This window comes from Porticoccus sp. W117 (genome assembly GCF_030341905.1).
Classification (GTDB): Bacteria; Pseudomonadota; Gammaproteobacteria; order Pseudomonadales; family Porticoccaceae; genus SCSIO-12696.
The window spans coordinates 1-16,551 of sequence record NZ_JATAAF010000008.1; the positions used below are offsets into that span (position 1 = coordinate 1).

At 48.0% G+C, this 16,551-nt stretch carries 27 protein-coding genes and 1 tRNA gene; 1 reads left to right on the forward strand and 27 read right to left on the reverse strand.

The genetic code is table 11. From position 1 onward, the window contains the following. Nucleotides 1-78 (forward strand): integrase core domain-containing protein (locus QSV34_RS15190; RefSeq protein ID WP_353738374.1); only part of this gene is annotated, 78 nt, incomplete at its 5' end. Between the two features lie 440 nt (nt 79-518). On the opposite strand, the gene QSV34_RS07620 is transcribed toward QSV34_RS15190, so the two are convergent. The 27 genes from QSV34_RS07620 to ruvB form a co-directional block, all read right to left on the reverse strand. Further along, nucleotides 519-866 carry a hypothetical protein gene (locus QSV34_RS07620; protein WP_289153418.1) on the reverse strand — a complete coding sequence of 116 codons (348 nt, stop codon included), beginning with the start codon at nt 864-866 and terminating at the stop codon, nt 519-521. A 64-nt stretch (nt 867-930) separates the two neighbouring features. Then, on the reverse strand, nt 931-1,266 hold the full coding sequence (locus tag QSV34_RS07625) for a hypothetical protein (RefSeq protein ID WP_289153420.1): 336 nt from the start codon (nt 1,264-1,266) through the stop codon (nt 931-933). A 30-nt stretch (nt 1,267-1,296) separates the two neighbouring features. Beyond that, nucleotides 1,297-1,635, reverse strand: coding sequence for a hypothetical protein (locus QSV34_RS07630; protein ID WP_289153422.1), 339 nt, complete (start codon nt 1,633-1,635; stop codon nt 1,297-1,299). 75 nt (nt 1,636-1,710) lie between these two features. Beyond that, nucleotides 1,711-2,058 (reverse strand): hypothetical protein, encoded by a 348-nt coding sequence (locus QSV34_RS07635; RefSeq protein WP_289153423.1) that lies wholly within the window; start codon nt 2,056-2,058, stop codon nt 1,711-1,713. A gap of 157 nt (nt 2,059-2,215) precedes the next feature. Continuing rightward, nucleotides 2,216-2,392, reverse strand: coding sequence for a hypothetical protein (locus QSV34_RS07640; RefSeq protein ID WP_289153425.1), 177 nt, complete (start codon nt 2,390-2,392; stop codon nt 2,216-2,218). Between the two features lie 76 nt (nt 2,393-2,468). Then, complete coding sequence (locus tag QSV34_RS07645) at nt 2,469-2,798, reverse strand: hypothetical protein (protein WP_289153427.1); 330 nt, start codon at nt 2,796-2,798, stop codon at nt 2,469-2,471. 65 nt (nt 2,799-2,863) lie between these two features. Then, entirely contained in the window at nt 2,864-3,205 is a 342-nt protein-coding gene (locus QSV34_RS07650) for a hypothetical protein (RefSeq protein ID WP_289153429.1), read from the reverse strand. Nucleotides 3,206-3,222: 17 nt separating this feature from the next. Beyond that, complete coding sequence (locus tag QSV34_RS07655; RefSeq protein ID WP_289153430.1) at nt 3,223-3,558, reverse strand: hypothetical protein; 336 nt, start codon at nt 3,556-3,558, stop codon at nt 3,223-3,225. A gap of 45 nt (nt 3,559-3,603) precedes the next feature. After that, complete coding sequence (locus tag QSV34_RS07660) at nt 3,604-3,933, reverse strand: hypothetical protein (protein WP_289153432.1); 330 nt, start codon at nt 3,931-3,933, stop codon at nt 3,604-3,606. A 215-nt stretch (nt 3,934-4,148) separates the two neighbouring features. Further along, complete coding sequence (locus QSV34_RS07665; RefSeq protein WP_289153434.1) at nt 4,149-4,502, reverse strand: hypothetical protein; 354 nt, start codon at nt 4,500-4,502, stop codon at nt 4,149-4,151. Between the two features lie 274 nt (nt 4,503-4,776). Beyond that, complete coding sequence (locus tag QSV34_RS15240; RefSeq protein WP_502929001.1) at nt 4,777-4,896, reverse strand: bacteriocin immunity protein; 120 nt, start codon at nt 4,894-4,896, stop codon at nt 4,777-4,779. A gap of 251 nt (nt 4,897-5,147) precedes the next feature. Continuing rightward, nucleotides 5,148-5,537, reverse strand: coding sequence for a hypothetical protein (locus QSV34_RS07670; RefSeq protein WP_289153435.1), 390 nt, complete (start codon nt 5,535-5,537; stop codon nt 5,148-5,150). A 9-nt stretch (nt 5,538-5,546) separates the two neighbouring features. Then, nucleotides 5,547-6,725, reverse strand: coding sequence for an RHS repeat domain-containing protein (locus QSV34_RS07675; RefSeq protein ID WP_289153437.1), 1,179 nt, complete (start codon nt 6,723-6,725; stop codon nt 5,547-5,549). 216 nt (nt 6,726-6,941) lie between these two features. Next, nucleotides 6,942-7,286 carry a hypothetical protein gene (locus QSV34_RS07680; protein WP_289153439.1) on the reverse strand — a complete coding sequence of 115 codons (345 nt, stop codon included), beginning with the start codon at nt 7,284-7,286 and terminating at the stop codon, nt 6,942-6,944. Between the two features lie 484 nt (nt 7,287-7,770). Next, nucleotides 7,771-8,082, reverse strand: a complete 312-nt coding sequence (locus tag QSV34_RS07685; protein ID WP_289153441.1) for a hypothetical protein — start codon at nt 8,080-8,082, stop codon at nt 7,771-7,773. 53 nt (nt 8,083-8,135) lie between these two features. Continuing rightward, entirely contained in the window at nt 8,136-8,447 is a 312-nt protein-coding gene (locus tag QSV34_RS07690; protein ID WP_289153442.1) for a hypothetical protein, read from the reverse strand. A 219-nt stretch (nt 8,448-8,666) separates the two neighbouring features. Continuing rightward, nucleotides 8,667-8,742, reverse strand: a tRNA-Lys gene (locus QSV34_RS07695). 67 nt (nt 8,743-8,809) lie between these two features. Then, nucleotides 8,810-9,490, reverse strand: coding sequence for a 7-cyano-7-deazaguanine synthase QueC (gene queC / locus QSV34_RS07700; RefSeq protein WP_289153649.1), 681 nt, complete (start codon nt 9,488-9,490; stop codon nt 8,810-8,812). A gap of 112 nt (nt 9,491-9,602) precedes the next feature. Further along, a complete protein-coding gene (queE, locus tag QSV34_RS07705) occupies nt 9,603-10,256 on the reverse strand; it encodes a 7-carboxy-7-deazaguanine synthase QueE (RefSeq protein ID WP_289153444.1) in 654 nt (217 codons plus the stop codon). Continuing rightward, on the reverse strand, nt 10,256-10,987 hold the full coding sequence (gene ybgF / locus QSV34_RS07710; protein ID WP_289153445.1) for a tol-pal system protein YbgF: 732 nt from the start codon (nt 10,985-10,987) through the stop codon (nt 10,256-10,258). Before ybgF ends, queE begins: the two co-directional genes overlap by 1 nt. A gap of 113 nt (nt 10,988-11,100) precedes the next feature. Continuing rightward, nucleotides 11,101-11,619 (reverse strand): OmpA family protein, encoded by a 519-nt coding sequence (locus tag QSV34_RS07715; protein ID WP_289153447.1) that lies wholly within the window; start codon nt 11,617-11,619, stop codon nt 11,101-11,103. A gap of 121 nt (nt 11,620-11,740) precedes the next feature. After that, nucleotides 11,741-12,976 (reverse strand): Tol-Pal system beta propeller repeat protein TolB, encoded by a 1,236-nt coding sequence (gene tolB, locus QSV34_RS07720; protein ID WP_289153650.1) that lies wholly within the window; start codon nt 12,974-12,976, stop codon nt 11,741-11,743. A 69-nt stretch (nt 12,977-13,045) separates the two neighbouring features. Continuing rightward, nucleotides 13,046-13,810 carry a cell envelope integrity protein TolA gene (tolA, locus tag QSV34_RS07725; RefSeq protein ID WP_289153448.1) on the reverse strand — a complete coding sequence of 255 codons (765 nt, stop codon included), beginning with the start codon at nt 13,808-13,810 and terminating at the stop codon, nt 13,046-13,048. 2 nt (nt 13,811-13,812) lie between these two features. Next, a complete protein-coding gene (gene tolR / locus QSV34_RS07730; RefSeq protein WP_289153450.1) occupies nt 13,813-14,250 on the reverse strand; it encodes a protein TolR in 438 nt (145 codons plus the stop codon). Between the two features lie 27 nt (nt 14,251-14,277). Then, nucleotides 14,278-14,964, reverse strand: a complete 687-nt coding sequence (tolQ, locus tag QSV34_RS07735) for a protein TolQ (protein WP_289153452.1) — start codon at nt 14,962-14,964, stop codon at nt 14,278-14,280. 111 nt (nt 14,965-15,075) lie between these two features. Further along, nucleotides 15,076-15,471: a tol-pal system-associated acyl-CoA thioesterase gene (gene ybgC, locus QSV34_RS07740; protein WP_289153454.1), complete on the reverse strand. Its 396-nt coding sequence runs from the start codon at nt 15,469-15,471 to the stop codon at nt 15,076-15,078. 11 nt (nt 15,472-15,482) lie between these two features. After that, nucleotides 15,483-16,526, reverse strand: coding sequence for a Holliday junction branch migration DNA helicase RuvB (gene ruvB / locus QSV34_RS07745; protein WP_289153456.1), 1,044 nt, complete (start codon nt 16,524-16,526; stop codon nt 15,483-15,485). Between the last annotated feature and the right edge of the window lie 25 nt (nt 16,527-16,551).

Sequence of the window (16,551 nt, forward strand, 5' to 3'; positions counted from 1 at the left end):
CAACACTACAATCACGTTCGGCCACATAGTTCATTGAATTATCTGCCGCCCGTTGCTTTTGCAAATCAGGCGGCATAGATTGGGCAAGTCTCATCGAAGCTGTGGTACTAAAGCTGGGGAAAGGTCAAGTTGATTGAAGCTGTTGAGCGAATTACGGATCGTGGGATTGCCCAGACGCCGACACTCTCACTGGTGCATCGGTGTGGCCAAAAAAAACTGTCGGTAAAGTGTCGGCAAAAAGAAAAAGGGTTTGCAAGCGCTAACCTGCAAACCCTTTAATAATGGTGGGTCGTATAGGATTCGAACCTATGACCAATTGGTTAAAAGTTAACCAATTGATTGTAACTCACTGTTTTTATTGACCTAAAAGACGCCGCCTGTTGCCCATTTTGGCGTACAAAGTATAACAAAGTAGCACTGATGTCGGCAAAATGTCGTCATAGCTGCCTAAACAGGTCTTAACTTAATAATTGATCAATTAATGCCTGTATTGGGCAAGTGGTGGCGGCGCATCAAATTTAAAATGGCATATCTCCAATACGTACACCATACACATCGTAAGAATTGCTGATAACAGTACAAACATCATTCGCCTTGACCAGTACATCTGAACCTCCATGGTAAGCAGACATAACCGCTGCTTTGATAGATTTGTACTGCATGCTGTCACTATTTATTGCATATCTGCCTGTAGTGTTACAGCCTTCTGAAACTGAACTATCAAGCTTAAACATAAAAAGCTCTTTTCCTGACCAGATAGATACGCTGTACCCCGACACTTTGCCAGAAAAGCTTTTTGTTCCCGCCCAAGCCAATGTCGACACACAAAAAACTGCTACTACAACACTAAGTATTGATTTTCTCACTATCCTCTCCCTTAAAAACTAGGGTAACCCAAAAAATTAATACAACATACCGAGTTATGTGCAATCATTCATCCTTGACTGTGAAGTACCGCAATTTGACTGCGAAAGATTGTTCCTGGCAGTCATCAGAAACTCTAAAAATAACATCTTTTTTGGCCATCATTGCTGCCAATAGGGCACTGAGGTACTCCTTCGCCATGGGTCGATCCATCTTTATGGTGGCATAATCCCCATTACTACCGTGGCAAGAAGGAGGATTCTGAACGCCACCTTTCGGATACACATATACAATGTTTCCTTCATCATATAGTAATATCTGCTCAACTTTCGCCGTAAAAGTGCCGGCAAAAGCTTGCGAAGAAGCGCAGAAAGCCATAGCTATTAAAATAATCTTTTTCATTAGATAAACCTATTTAAAGTGTTCTTTAAATTATTCTTGTTTCAGCTCAAAAGCAGTCAGCTTTAGTGTGCTGCCTGGGCCACAAGAACCACCTTCTTCATACCAAATATGTGCAACTTTTAACTTTGCTGCATAAGCAGCCAACAAGGCCGAGATAAGTTCATCTTTATTTTCAGCATTCTGATCTATATGAACATGCATTCTGTAGTCGTCATTACCTTCACACCCCTGAGGGGCTGGACTGAATCGAATTTTTATATAGTCTTCAGAGAATCGAATGCTAGAAACTGTACGCTCGCCTCCTTCATAAGTCGCTGAATAGGCATAAAAAGGCAAGAAAAGGCCAATCACCACTATCAGTGTTTTCATCTTAAGGGCTCCATGCGGCTATTTTTGATTTTTATACGAGTATTGTTGAGTAAATGCCGTTTAAAAATATCCGTATTATTCCAAACCACTTGTGACTTGAATATTGTGAATTTTGCATACTTGACCATCATTGTTCGTATAGACTGTCACAGTTTTTCCTGCCAAAGAAAAGGCTAATGCACTTGAATACAGCCTGTTTCGTTCTTCAACAGTTCCAGCAAAGTATAACCACCCATAACCGCCACCATCACAATCATCTGGAGTAATATTCCCTGAAATACGAATGGCTGGGTTAGTAGCATGTGCCAATAGAGAGCTAATTTTTCCAGACACATAATGGCTCGCTGCAAAAGTCAATTGGCTCCCTAGCAGAGCTGTGAATATCACTGGCACTATATATTTTCCTGATTTTGAAAAAGTCATTTCTACTACTCCTTAATTAGGTCTAGTCGAGTCAATAAAGGCCTATCGAATGAAGAGTCACACCCATGAACCCAACCGCGAATTTTTCCGCCTGCATGAAACGATGACAAAACTGCGGCGTATATTTAATCAAACAAAGGGCGAGCCTTATCCAACACTAAAAATCCTTGTGTTGACAAGGTTCATTATCAGTAGAGGGTGTATCTAAATAGACCAAAATTTTGGTATTGCTGTCATGTATAACAACCCTAGTTATCTCATGCTCTCCAAAGGAGCTACCCGCCATAGCTGGTGTGGCAATTAGAGAGGCTAATCCAATAATAATTTGTTTCACGAGCTTTTCCTTGCTGAGTGTTTTTAAGAAGGACAATGGAGTATAAAGAAACGTAATGTCACATATAGGTTTTAGCTCACTTGTCAGACACAACATAAACTACTCGACATTCGCCTGAGTCATCATTGGCTCGAATCCAAATCGGGTGTTCTGTAGTGTGTGAAGTAAGAAGTAGGGAATAAACTTGATTAAAGCCATTTGAATCTTTTTCAAGCTTAATATAACCATGTCCACCATCCTCACAAGTTAAATTACTCTCGTCGCCGGACGTACCTATATTAACGTCGCCATTTGCTTTAACCACCATCCGTGTAACCTTGACTGCTTTACACGACCCTCCCGAGCATTCAGCCCAGGACATTGATGGCAAAACAACCAAAATAAGTGCCAGTATTAATTGCTTCATCCTTAGCTCCTAAAAATCCGAAATTAGCAGTAGAGTATTGACTTTATTTGGCAATTTCGTGAAAACTATTCCACAACCAAGTATTTGAAGCCCCGAATGGTGTTATAGGATTTGCCATCAAAATTTGCGCAGCCATCGGAATAACCTTGAACTTGTTTTCCTGACATATTAGCAGCCAGAAGAAGTGCATAGGCCTTGTCGTAATTTGGATCTGAGGTTAACAGTACAATAGCGTCAGAACGATCACAGGAATTGGGGTTTGGCCAATTATCGGCATACATAAAGAAACCGCCTGTTTGGAAAGCAACTTTAGTAATCTTATTCTTTGTTAGACCACCGCCAGCTAAAGCGTAAGCAGCATAACCAATAGATGCTGCAATTAAGAAAAAAGTTATTAAACGCCTCATGTTATTTTTCCGGATTTTTAACTGTTATCTCTGATCCTGACGAGGTTGATATCTTCTCCATCTCCCCATCGGGTACAAGTGTTATATCCAACGATAGTAATCTCTTTTCCTGCCAGTTGGGCGGCCAGCAGTGCGGATAACTGTCTTTTTCCGGTTTCAGAATTTTCATCTTTTATCATCCAATAGCTGTTTGTCGCGCAAGCAGGCTTATCCGACACTTGAGCATCATTTTTTAGGATGATGTAAACCAAACCATCTGAATCTCTTATCAAGATATCCTTAATTTTACCTGTAGCCTGACCTGCATAGTTATTGCTGGAAAAAAAGAAAAGAAATAACAAGAACATCTTCATAGACCACTCCAATTTTTATAGCTCTCTGAGGATTGCCAGCAACAATTATTTATTGCTCGATATATGCTTAATCTTGGATATCCCTTGCAAACAGCCATCTACGGCAATACTCAACGGCTGCTCTGCAATATGGGCAGAGAGTATGAGCGCATACACTTGATCAAAGTAAGGGTGTTGGTCACTCAAGATGTAGTAATCGGCGCGGCCGCAACCACCCAAGTCAGACATTTCTTCCTGCTTTACCAATAAGCCACTATGCCCCTCATACCATCGAAGGTTTGTGATTTTTCCCGAATTTGTTCCTGAAGCTGCATAGGCGTAGCCAAAAAGTACAAGCAAGGCACAGGATAAAAATGCTTTTTTCACTTTCTTCATATTCTTGATCTCATCAGCTTTACAGGTGGCGAGCTAGCTCATAATTTCCGAGTCGAAGTACCAACCCGTTAGCACTTGCGTGTTGATGTATTGAGCATCGTAAGAAAACTGACCATTTGGTGCTGAGGCAACCAACTGATCATGAGTCACCTTATGATTCTTCAGCCTAAAGAAATAACACAGATTTATGAACATTACCTTGCTAACAAGCAGGTTCAGTCAGAAATAATTGATAGGTCTTTCACCTTACACCAGTAGGTTCCTTCTCCACGATCTACATAGCGTACAGTGACTTTTTTGCCCGACAACAAAGCTGCTAAGGCAGTGGCGTGAACAGCTTTGTCATAGGTCCACAACTCACAAGTAGTATTAGGGTTATCAGGATTAGGTCCAATCCTTGAATTTCCATCCAAGTGAATCCAAGCACTAACAGTCCCGTCATTCCTTTCATATACTTGTACTTTAGTCACTTTCTTTTCAACAACTGTAAGCTCTGCGGCACTCACAAAATTTGGCATAAATAGAGCAAGAAAAAACAGTACAGCACTGTTAATTTTAAAATGTTTCATAAAAATATACTTTTTCAATTCCTATAATAAATAGATTTATTAACTCATAAAGACATCAAGCCGTATTCTCTCGACCATTTGGTGCTGAACCAACTGCTCAAACAGCAGATTTGTAGCAAATTTCTCGGAACCACTGAGCGTATTATCAATCGTGGAATTGTCTGACGCCGAGGCTCTCATGGATTCACAGAACCGCCCAAGCACTACTGCCACAGTGGTTCTTCAAGCTCCATTCACTTAACTACATGCTAGTGGACCTGTAAGATAATACCACCTACACTATATCTTCTGGCGCCATATCATCACCTTCTGGATAGAAGATGGGATCAGATACCTCTGGATGTGTAACGCTTTTTTTGAGTTCAGATAACCAATTGTCTATTTCTTCTTCAATTCACTCACACTCCATTATCTTTCTAACAAACTCAACTAGCTCAGTTTTAGTTTTTTGACGAAAGGGGACTGTCCCCTTTCGTCTGTTGATTTCTGTCAAACGCCCAGTGTTCGGCTCAAAAGTTCGAGCTGTCCGCCTTCTGTTACTTGTAGTCAAAACCCTCGTGCAATCCGCCTGATAAAAAAGAAAGCGCCCAACCAATCCACTTCCGATAATGTAGACACTTTTATCTCACGCAGTGTATATGATACCTACTGCTGCTGACTGACAAACGAAAAGTTCATACCTGCACATCCATCAGAATTAGGCACGAAAGTCTCAACCTCACAAATCGAAAATATAAACCTAGCGAGCCATAAAGATAAGTCATGCATCCTGTCATTAAATGACTCCTCTAAACTATGCTCTGTTTCCACCTTAAAGCTATATGCAAAACCATCAATTTCTACTGACGATTCAAGCCACGCTTCTAAACCAAAAACCTCGCAAGTTGCTAGTAAATCATGAGGAGGGCACTCCCTTTCTTCGATACAAAATTCAGGAATAAGCAACCCTGAACCCAATTTACGAGCAAGTGTGGCAATATCTCCTTCGTACTTTAAATAAACTAAGGCTTTAGCGCCATAAATTTCATTTTTCATAAGCTTTAATCATTGAGAAGATGGTTGAAACTTAATTGAAAACCCTTTTTTATTTGGCCTCAAACCCTCAAAGCCAGGGGTGTTCGATAAAATTTTCCTAAACTCTGGGTTAGCCCTCAAGTTACTCCCGTATTTTTTAAATAGAATATCGCTCTTAATAAAGAAATCAATATCAAAGTCATTTAAATCAATAGGAAGCCCAAACCTTTCCTTTCTTTTATTACCTACCAAACCCGTTTTAAAAGATCCAGTAATACCAGATTTTAAGTCAGGATCCAATTTCCTAAACTGGGGAAGTAAATGAGCTTGTGCAAGTTCGTCGAATTTAGATTGTAAATTTTTTAAATTTTTGGGGAATTTTAAAGGCGCAAATCTAAGTAGCTGAAGCCTCTCACGAATACGTTTTTTAACATAATTCTGGTAATTCTCGAGGAGCAGCCTCCTTACAACTAACCTTGAGGCACCGGAAGCTAATCTTACAACCTCACTCGCCCCGGGCGCCGCACTCAAAATATCTATACTAGCCTCTACAATGGCAGCACCATTTTCAGCCAGCATCACGTCGTCAGTAGATAAACCGTGAGCAATACGTTCTTCCTGAAGGATTTCAAAGAAAGCTGCAATCTCCCCGGTAGAGGTAAGCCCCAGCCCTCTTGTTTGTGCAGCAAATGATGCATTTCTAAACTGAAGATGGCTTAGTTCAGGGAGGCCCACAGCACCCGAGTTCGAGTCACCCCCAGCTAACCCAGATGATACGTTCCCAAAGCTGGCATCGTTAATACCCGGCGCAGGACGCACACGAGCAAAGCCCAATGAATCAGAGCTGCTGAAATTGAAACTAAAGCTAAAGGTAAATCCTGAATCACCGCCACCAGAAGAGTTATCTTCACTAAATCTCTCCCCCGTAAAACCACTAGGATCTATGCCGTTAAGAGGATTGTTCCAAATATAAGAATAGCGGTTCAGGCTCTGGGTATTAAACGGAGACTGAACAATCGGATCCGCCTGAACAAACCTGGCCAGATGCGGATCATAGATGCGGCCATTCATATGAATTATCCCCACCTCGTCCAGCATCTCGTGCCCAGTAAAGCCACGTGTGAAGCGCTGACGCAGATCAAATAACCCAGAGTTGGAGGTCACAGGCGTCGTACGCTTGGTAAAGGCTATAAGATCTGCCTCACTCATTTGAGTCCAATCAACCGCTGCACGCCGCTTACCCCAAGGATCAAATGAAAATTGATCAACGATAGCGCCATTACTATCAGTAATTAGATATAGACTTCTACGATTTCAACATCAGATACATCGACCATTTCTGCCACGCAGATGTTGGAAAAAATGATGGTCAATGCAAAAAAAATGGCTTTGGCGGATATTGATTTTGGTAGCATAAAAACCTCTTTATTGACCTGAGTTAGCTGGCGCTTTTCGCATATCCATACTTAGTGCATCGCAATATTCACCTGGACCCTGCTTATCGATGACAACACTGACGGTTTGGCCGGTATGAAAAGCAGACAAAGCCATGCTGTATACAGCTTTTCCTTGCTCGTCACCAATCACCGAGCGTTTAAAGTAGGCGTACTTGTATTTACAGTCGTTCAAATCATCAGAATCGAATGTCACTATGAAACCATCATTACCATGGTGCCAAATTCTCGTTATCTTGCCTGAGTACCAAGCTGGGGCAGAGATTGCTGTTCCTGCTATCGATAGAAAGCAACTGGCTAAAAGTAGTTTCTTCATATATCTCACTGTTAGGGTAATCTGCAGACACACATCAAGGAGAATAAGGGCCAGCAAAAACTAACAAGCCTATAAGAGCGGTACCCAAAGCGATAAATATCTTTGGTTTCAGCAAGATTAATAGGTTTGCCACAACAATAGCCTCAAGTGTGAGTTTGAGGACATTTCGGCAGAGAGAAGTTAGCACCACACAACTACCCTCAGTTATAAATCTGAGGACGCTGCAATCGTGATGGTGTTTAGCTGAATGTTATTGAGAGCTTAATTTGCGCATGATTATTGATTCTAATAGCGCTTATCAGCTTGAAGCTGGCTCCGTTCAACCTTTCCCCTATTCGAAATGCCTTAGCATTGTTTCCGTACGCCCCATCAATGGGACATCTAGTGGGAAGTTAACCAAAAGAGGATGACAAACTCAAGCCATTTGGAAATCAAAAACAAATAATCGCATCTACCTATATAGTAGAGAGATATCTAAATATAATTATTCGGATATCTCTATCGCAATTCCGTTGAAGTCAATACCAGTGCACCCGGAGACCCTTATCTGCACATTTGACTTTGCATGAAATGCAGAAAGAGCAATTGATAATATCTCCTTAAGAAAGGGGTGAGCAGCGTCAAACTTTACTCGAGAAGCTTGGCAACCATCAGCGTTATTTGTTTGAGAAAGTTCTATATAAACCCCTTCATTAGCCCATCCCGTACTAACCTTTTTGATAGTTTGAGGTGCTAACGAATCGTCAGCATACAGTACAGGCGATAAACTAATAAGTAAGATGATAAAGAACTTCATGCGTCTACTTCCTTATGTTCATGTCCTGCAGGGCCAAGACATTGCTTATTGGTCTAATACGTTAATCCGTGGTTAAAGTCTAACTTAGCATTGATGTGGCGCTCAATGAGTCGCCACCAGTTTTCTGTACACTTCCTAACCACACCAGTGGCTTCCAAACCAAATATAGGCAATACCACCACATCAAACCGTATTGGGCACTGGAACATCAAACTCTCGGACCAGTTGATTCGGCTGTCAACCCATTCAACCTTTGCCAGCTTGTAAGCGTGGAAGCCAGGCTGTTTGCATACTAGGCGTGCCAAAAGGAGTTCATAACTTACGGCATAACTTCGGGCGCAGGCTTCGCGCTGCTGGTATTCCATTGGAAACCCGGAAAGCCCTAATTGGCCACGCAAACGGGGATATCACAACCCATTACTCAGCGGCCGAACTGAGCGAGTTGATTGAAGCTGTTGGGCGAATTACGGATCGTGGGATTGCCCAGACGCCGACACTCTCGCTGGTGCATCGGTGCGGCCAAAAAGGACTGTCGGCAAAAAGAAAAAGGGTTTGCAAGCGCTAACCTGCAAACCCTTTAATAATGGTGGGTCGTATAGGATTCGAACCTATGACCAATTGGTTAAAAGCCAACTGCTCTACCAACTGAGCTAACGACCCGGAGAGGTGCGTATCATACTGATCCATTTTCCCAGATCAAGTATTTTTTTCGGATTTTTAAAAGCCTCTATCCAACCTGTTGATACCTCGTAGGATCGTCAACCCCTGCCTTTTCAAATCCCTCCCGGCGCAAGCGGCAACTGTCGCACAAACCACAAGCCTCACCATTCTCGGTCGCCTGATAGCAGGACACGGTATCGGCGTAGTCCACACCCAGTTCAATGCCCTTGGCGACGATCTGCTCTTTGGTCATGTGCATCAATGGTGCCTGAACCCGCAGCTGTTGCCCCTCAACGCCAGCCTTGGTGGCGAGGTTGGCGAGGGCCTCAAAAGCCCTGACAAATTCCGGGCGGCAGTCAGGATAGCCTGAGTAATCCACGGCGTTCACCCCCAGAAATATATCCTGGGCCTCAAGCACTTCCGCCCAACCCAAAGCAATGGAGAGAAACACGGTATTGCGCGCCGGTACGTAGGTAACGGGAATGCCCGTGGTTTCTTGTTCCGGCACATCGATGCTGTTATCGGTGAGGGCAGAGCCACCGATGGTGCGCAGGTCGAGACTAACCACCTTGTGTTCCATCGCCCCCAGCTGCCGGGAGCAGCGCTCGGCAGCTGCCAGCTCCGAATGGGTACGCTGACCATAGTCGAAACTCAGGGTGTAACACTCATATCCCTGGCTACGGGCAATGGCGAGAACGGTGGTGGAGTCGAGGCCACCGGACACTAGGACTACGGCTTTTTTGGTCATATCTATCGAAAGATAACGAATCATGTAGGGCGGATTAGCGCAGCGTAATCCGCCAATAACAGGCTAGGAACAGGTGGATTACGCTGCGCTAATCCACCCTACGGAAATAATACTAATGCCCTGGCTCGTCGTCCCAGAGAATTTTATGCAGCTGCATCTGAAAGCGTACCGGCAGCTTGTCGTCCAGTATCCACTGGGCCAGTTCGGTGGGGTTGAGCTGTCCCTGGCTGGGGGAGAACAACACTTCTCGGGCTCGCACCTGCAGGTTCAGTTCATCCATTTTCAGACGTGCCCATTCGTAATCACCGCGATCACAGATCACAAACTTCACTTCATCGTGAGGCTGCAGATGAGCAATATTGTCGTAGAGATTGCGCTCTACTTCGCCAGAGGCCGGGGTTTTCAGGTCGAGGATTTTCACCACCCTGGCATCCACCTTATCCACCGCCATAGCGCCACTGGTTTCCAGAGAAACCGTATAGCCTTGGTCACACAGCTGTTCCAACAGTGGAATACAGTTGGGCTGGGCCAGCGGCTCGCCGCCGGTGACGGTGACATGTCGTGCGCCGAAACTGTCTACGGTCTCCACAATCTGTTCCAGACTCTGGCGCTCGCCGCCATAAAAGGCGTATTCGGTGTCGCAGTAGTGGCAACGCAGCGGGCAGCCAGTAAGGCGCACAAAAACAGTGGGGAGACCGGTGGTACTGGTCTCCCCTTGCAGCGAGTGGAAAATCTCGGTGATTCGCAGGCTTAAATCAGAGGTCATCACAAATTGGCATCGATATAGTCCCGCGCCTGTTGGGAAACTTCCGTATTACCGGCGGCCACCTTTTCCAGCAAGTCGCGGGCTTTGGCGTTATCTCCCTGCAGGTGATATACGCGGCCCAGTTTCAGCGCAGAATCCAGCGCCTTGTTGCTGCCGGGGTATTTCTCCACAACCTGGGCGAACGCCTGACGAGCTTTGTCCAGGTTGCCTTTCACCATATAGATTTGCCCCAGCCAGTAGTGGCTGTTGGCCACCAACTTGCCGCTGGGGTAACTGGCAATATGATTCTCAAACGCGGCGCTGGCGTCATCAAATTGCTTGGCTTTCAGCAGGCTCTGGGCGCGGCCGTAGAGTTGTTTTTCATCGTCACCGGCCACTGGCAAGGTGGGCTGGCCCACTCCAGGGGCGGGTTGTTCTGCACCAGGTACACCAACAGCACTGCCTGCTGCACTGATACGGCGATCCAGATCCAGGTAATCGTCTTGCTGACGCTGTTTCAGTTCGTCCACCTGATAGGTCAGTTCTTCCACCATGCCACGCAGTTGGCGTACTTCTTCCAGCAACGATTGCAGTTGGTAAAACATCTCGGTTTGTTGCTGATTGATCAAGGTTCCGTTCTGCTGGCCTCCATTCTGTTGTTGGCCATTAACGGGAATTTCCTCTACCGGGGCGCGGGCCGCCAGAGTGTGAGCAGACAATATTGATACAAGCAGCAGTAATGAAACTTTCATGGCTATCCTCAGCCTGATAACGGAAAAAAGCGCGCAGGCCATGTGACCTGCACGCTATTTATAACACTGTGTAACACCAACCCCAACCAGTAGCCGGGGTTGTAAAGCAACTGTTACTTCAGCTCAACCCGGCGGTTCAGGGCCATGGAGTCTGCGTCTGTACCAAATACGGCGGGTTTTTCTTCACCGTAGCTGATCACTTCAACGTTAGAGCCATTAACACCTTGCAGCAACAGGAAGTCGCGCACGGTATTGGCACGGCGCTCAGCCAGAGCCAGGTTGTATTCGCGGGTACCGCGCTCATCGGCGTGGCCTTCCAGACGAATGTTGCGCGGGTTGTTGCGCAGGGCTTCAGCGTGGATCAGCAGAGCTTCACGAGCTTCCGGCTTGAGCACGGCTTTGTCGAAATCGAAGTAGAAGATGGTGTCTACGCCGGCCAGAGGGTCTGAACCGCCGTCGGTTACACCAACGTCAGAGCCGTCGTCAACGCCAACACGGGTTGAAGTGGCATCATCTTCAACAGTTTGCTGATCGCCAGCACCGCCGGTCTTATCGTCCGGGGTAGTACAACCAACCAAAACCAGGGAAAGCAATGCGCCCAACAGGCCCAGCTTCAGGTTTTCTTGTTTCATTTCAGTCTCCTGTGACTAACGTTTTCTTGGGGCAGGCCCCTGGGTTTAAAAAATAACTTAAATACTCAACTGGCAGTGCCAGCCATTTGCCTTGTCTATCTCAACTATCTACCTTAACCATCTACCTTAAAAAGGGCGACCAGGCCGGTTCGCGCACATCACCGCGCCGGGCTGGCAGGTAAAACTTCACGCCCCTGTCCAGAGACACCGCCGCCAACACGCCTTTATTGCCACGCTTGGTGGCGTACAACACCATGGCGCCGTTAGGCGACACTGTGGGCGATTCGTCCAAGCTGGTTTGCGTCAGCACCTGGAATACCTTGCTCACCAAGTCGTAAGCAGCGATATGGAAACGGCCATTGTCGCGGTGCACCATCACCAACGTGCGGCCGTCCGGGGCCAATCGACCGCGGGCATTATAACTGCCGCGGAAGGTTAAACGTTGCACTTTACCATTGACAACATTCATTTTGTAGATTTGTGGACTACCTCCCCTATCGGAGGTAAACAACAGGTGTTTGCTGTCCGGCATCCAGGTGGGTTCGGTGTCGATAGCAAAATGGCGGGTCAGGCGCTTGAAGCGCCGGGTGCGCAAGTCAAACAGGTACAGCTCCGGATTGCCGTCTTTCGACAGGGTCAGTGCCAATTGGTTGCCATCCGGCGACCAGGCCGGGGCACTGTTGATGCCTTTAAAGTTGGTCAGCTGCTCACTTTGGCCGGTAGCGATGTTCTGGCGGTAGATGGCAGAGCGGCCACTCTCGAAGGAGACGTACAACACCTCTTTGCCATCTGGTGACCAGGCGGGGGACATCACCGGCTCTGATGAACGCAGCAACTCCACTTCTCGCGCGCCATCGGCATCAGCACGCATCAGGCGATAGATGATTTTACCGTTAGAACCGCGTTCCGAGGTGATATACAGCAATTGGGTGGAAAAAGCGCCGGGCACACCGGTAATGGCTTCGTACACCTTGTCGCTGATGATATGGGCCATTTTGCGGGCAGCGTTGGTGCTGCCATTCAGTGTGGTGGTAAACACCGCTTTCTGGGCGGTGATGTTCATCAGGCTGAAGGTAACCGCCATCTGCCCGCCTTCGCGGGGCAATATCTGGGTAACCACCAGATATTCCGACCCCAGTATTTTCCAGTCCCGGTAGCGCACTGCATTGGCGGTAGCCGGAAATGACAGCATGTCCTGCTGGGGGATGGTTTTAAACAGGCCGCTGCGGGTCAGATCGTCGGAGACGATCTTGCTGATGTTCTCACTCAGGGTGACACCGCGGCTGGATACTGGCGCAATGGCGATTTTGGTGGGGTTGTCCACACCACTGGTAATCTCTACTACCAGTTCGGCCATGGCGGCTGCAGGCGCCAGGCAGAACAGAACAACAAGGCCCAACAGATTATTTTTCAGTTGTTTCACGATTTACATCCTTAAATCTTCTGGTCTAAATACCATGCGCAGGTTACGGAAATGTTTTTCAAACACGCGGGATTCCAGGTTTTTTAGCTCCGGAAAGCTGTCTGCCTTCTGCACAGCCTGCTCCACAGACTGATCAAAAGCTGCATTGCCACTGGATTTAACGATACGCACGCTGGTTATCCGGCCGGTAGGCACCAGCTGGATAATCAACTCCGCCTCCATTCCCAAACGGGCGCTGGGTGGGCGACTCCAGTTACCCGATACCCGCCTCTGGATGATGGCCAGGTAACTGCTGGCCACCTGCTCGTCGTTTTCAGCAATCTGGCCTTCGATATCTTCATCCAGTTCGCCGAACAGTTCATCTTCCAGGGCTTTTTGTCGCTCCTGTTCACGTTGTTTGCGGGCAGCTTCTTCACGGCGCTTTTTCTCCGCTTCTGCCTGTTTACGTTTTTTCTCGGCTTCGGCTTTGCGGCGTTTTTCTGCTTCCTGCTGTTTGCGTTTTTTCTCCGCCTCGGCTTTGCGCTTTTTTTCAGCAGCCAGCTTTTTCTGGCGCTCCTGCTCGCGCCGCTTGGCAGCACTGTTATCCTTTTTGGGTTTCGGCTTTTCCTTCTCTTTCAGCTGCAACAGTTTGGCATCAATGTATTTGGGCGCCACAATTTTGCGCTCGGTCTCTTCGTGGCCCCACTTGTTAGCCACCAACACAGCCACCCCCAGGTGCAGGGCAATGCTGCACAGGGTAGCGGTTGAATAGCTGAACCATTTGCCCATAACTAGTTTTTGGCCGGTTCGGTTACCAGACCCACGCTTTTGGCACCGGCGTTTTGCAGTTCGGTCATCAGCTGCACCACGGAACCGTAATCCACATTGGTATCACCCCATACCAGAACCTGGGTCTTGGGTTGCTGACGGAGTATTTTGCCCACCCGGTCGGTGATTACCGTCAGGGTTTCCTGTTTGTGTTCGCCTTCTTCGCTGCCCAGGTCAATCCAGTAGCTGCCATCGGCTTTGATGGACACAATCAGCGGTTCCTGATCCTGATCTTCAAGGGGCGCGGGATCAGCATCCGGCAAATCCACTTTCACCCCTTGCATGAGCAACGGCGCAGTCACCATAAACACAATCAGTAACACCAGCATGACATCAATCAACGGTACTACGTTGATTTCCGAGGTGAGCTTTTTCTTGGGCTTTTTAACGTGTATTGCCATGACTGTACTTTTTGTTCGCTGTGGGCACTATTTACTGTGGACGCGACGGTGCAGAATGCTGGAAAACTCTTCCGCAAAGGTCTGGTAACTGCCAAACAGGTTGTCCGCTTGGGCAGAGTAGCGGTTAAACGCCAGCACCGCCGGAATGGCAGCGAACAGGCCCATGGCGGTGGCAATCAGTGCTTCGGCAATACCGGGTGCCACTACGGCCAGGGTCGCCTGCTGTACATTCGCCAAACCAAGGAACGATTGCATAATCCCCCACACGGTACCAAACAAGCCAATATACGGGCTGGTAGAGGCAACACTGGCCAAAAATGGCAAGTTGGCATTGAGCTTTTCTTCTTCCCGGGACAGCGCCACGCGCATGGCGCGCTCTGTACCTTCAATCACGGCATCAGGATCAGGGCTGCCCTTTTTGGTGAGCCGATTGAATTCACGGAAGCCGGCACGAAACACACTTTCGGCACCGCTGACCATGCGATTTTGTTGCACCCGCGCGCTGCCATCACGAAACAGTTCGTTCAGGTCGATGCCGGACCAGAAGTTTTGTTCAAAACTTTGAAACAAGCGGCGAGACTGATTCAAAAACAGGCCACGCTGCACGATCATCACCCAGGAAACGATGGATGCCAGTACCAACATTAGCATTACCACCTTTACCAGGAATGAGGCCGATACAATCAGCTCCCAAGGGGACAGTTCTGCTGCCACAATTGCTCCTTACATTTATTCATTTATCAAAACACTTCGTCATTGCGAGCGCAGCGAAGCAATCTAGTGTCTTAAAGCCTCTGGATCGCCGCGCTACGCTCGCGATGACGGTTAGCCCGTTAACTGCTGCCGCATATCTGTCGGCAGTGCCTTCGGTTTCATACCATCGCGAGTCACATTGGCCACCCGCACCACGCCTTCGCACAACACTGTGTCGCCCCGGCGCACTTGCTGGGCGACATCAAAGTAGGTGCGGCCGACTTTTTCAATAACCGCACTCACCTGCAATTCATCGTCCAACTGAGCAGGGCTGCGGTAGTTCACTTGCACTGAATGCACCACAAACATCAGGTTATCCGCCCAGAACGCCGGCTTGTCGTAGCCGTAGCTGCGCAACAGTTCGGTGCGCGCTCGCTCCATAAACTTCAGGTAGTTGACGTAGTACACAATGCCGCCAGCGTCGGTATCTTCGATATAGACGCGCACCGGCAATACAAATTCACTCACTGCGTGCTCCATTAAGTCAGCTGCTGCTGGGCACTATCTGAACGCTGCAAACCAAAGTGCTGGTAGGCGGTGGTAGTAGCCACTCGCCCCCGCGGAGTGCGCATCATAAAACCCTGCTGAATCAGGTAGGGTTCCAGCACATCTTCAATGGTGTCACGTTCCTCACCGATGGCCGCCGCCAGGCTGTCGACGCCCACCGGGCCACCGTCGAATTTTTCAATCATTGCAAGCAGCAGGCGGCGATCCATATGGTCGAAGCCGGACTGGTCCACATGGAGCATATTCAGGGCTTGATCGGCGATCTCGGCGGTAACGGTGCCATCGCCTTTCACTTCGGCGTAATCCCGCACTCGACGCAACAAACGGTTGGCAATGCGCGGTGTACCACGGGCGCGGCGAGCCACTTCGTAAGCGCCCTGTTGCTCCATGGCGATACCGAGAATGGATGCAGAGCGGGCGACGATGGACGTCAAATCTTCCACCGAATAAAACTCCAAACGCTGAACGATGCCAAAACGGTCTCGCAAGGGCGACGTCAACAATCCGGCGCGAGTAGTGGCTCCTACCAAGGTAAACGGAGGCAAATCCAGTTTGATGGAGCGGGCGGCGGGGCCTTCACCGATGATAATGTCCAGTTGATAGTCTTCCATAGCCGGGTAGAGAATTTCTTCCACCACCGGGCTGAGGCGGTGAATCTCGTCGATAAACAGCACATCGCCCGCTTCCAGATTGGTCATCAGCGCCGCCAGGTCACCGGCTTTTTCCAGCACCGGGCCGGAGGTGGTCTTCAAATCCACCGACATTTCGTTGGCGATGATATTGGCCAGGGTAGTTTTGCCCAGCCCCGGTGGGCCGAATACCAAGGTGTGATCCAGAGGCTCATTGCGATTGCGAGCGGCGCCGATAAAGATTTCCATCTGTTCACGCACCGCACTCTGGCCCACATAGTCGTCCAGGCTCAACGGCCGGATAGCGCGGTCGACGCGATCCTCGCTGGGTGCAAGTTGCGGGGAAACAAGGCGGCTGTCAGCAGCCAGTTGGTCTTTTTCGATCATTTACGGTTTTGAGATTATGTCATTC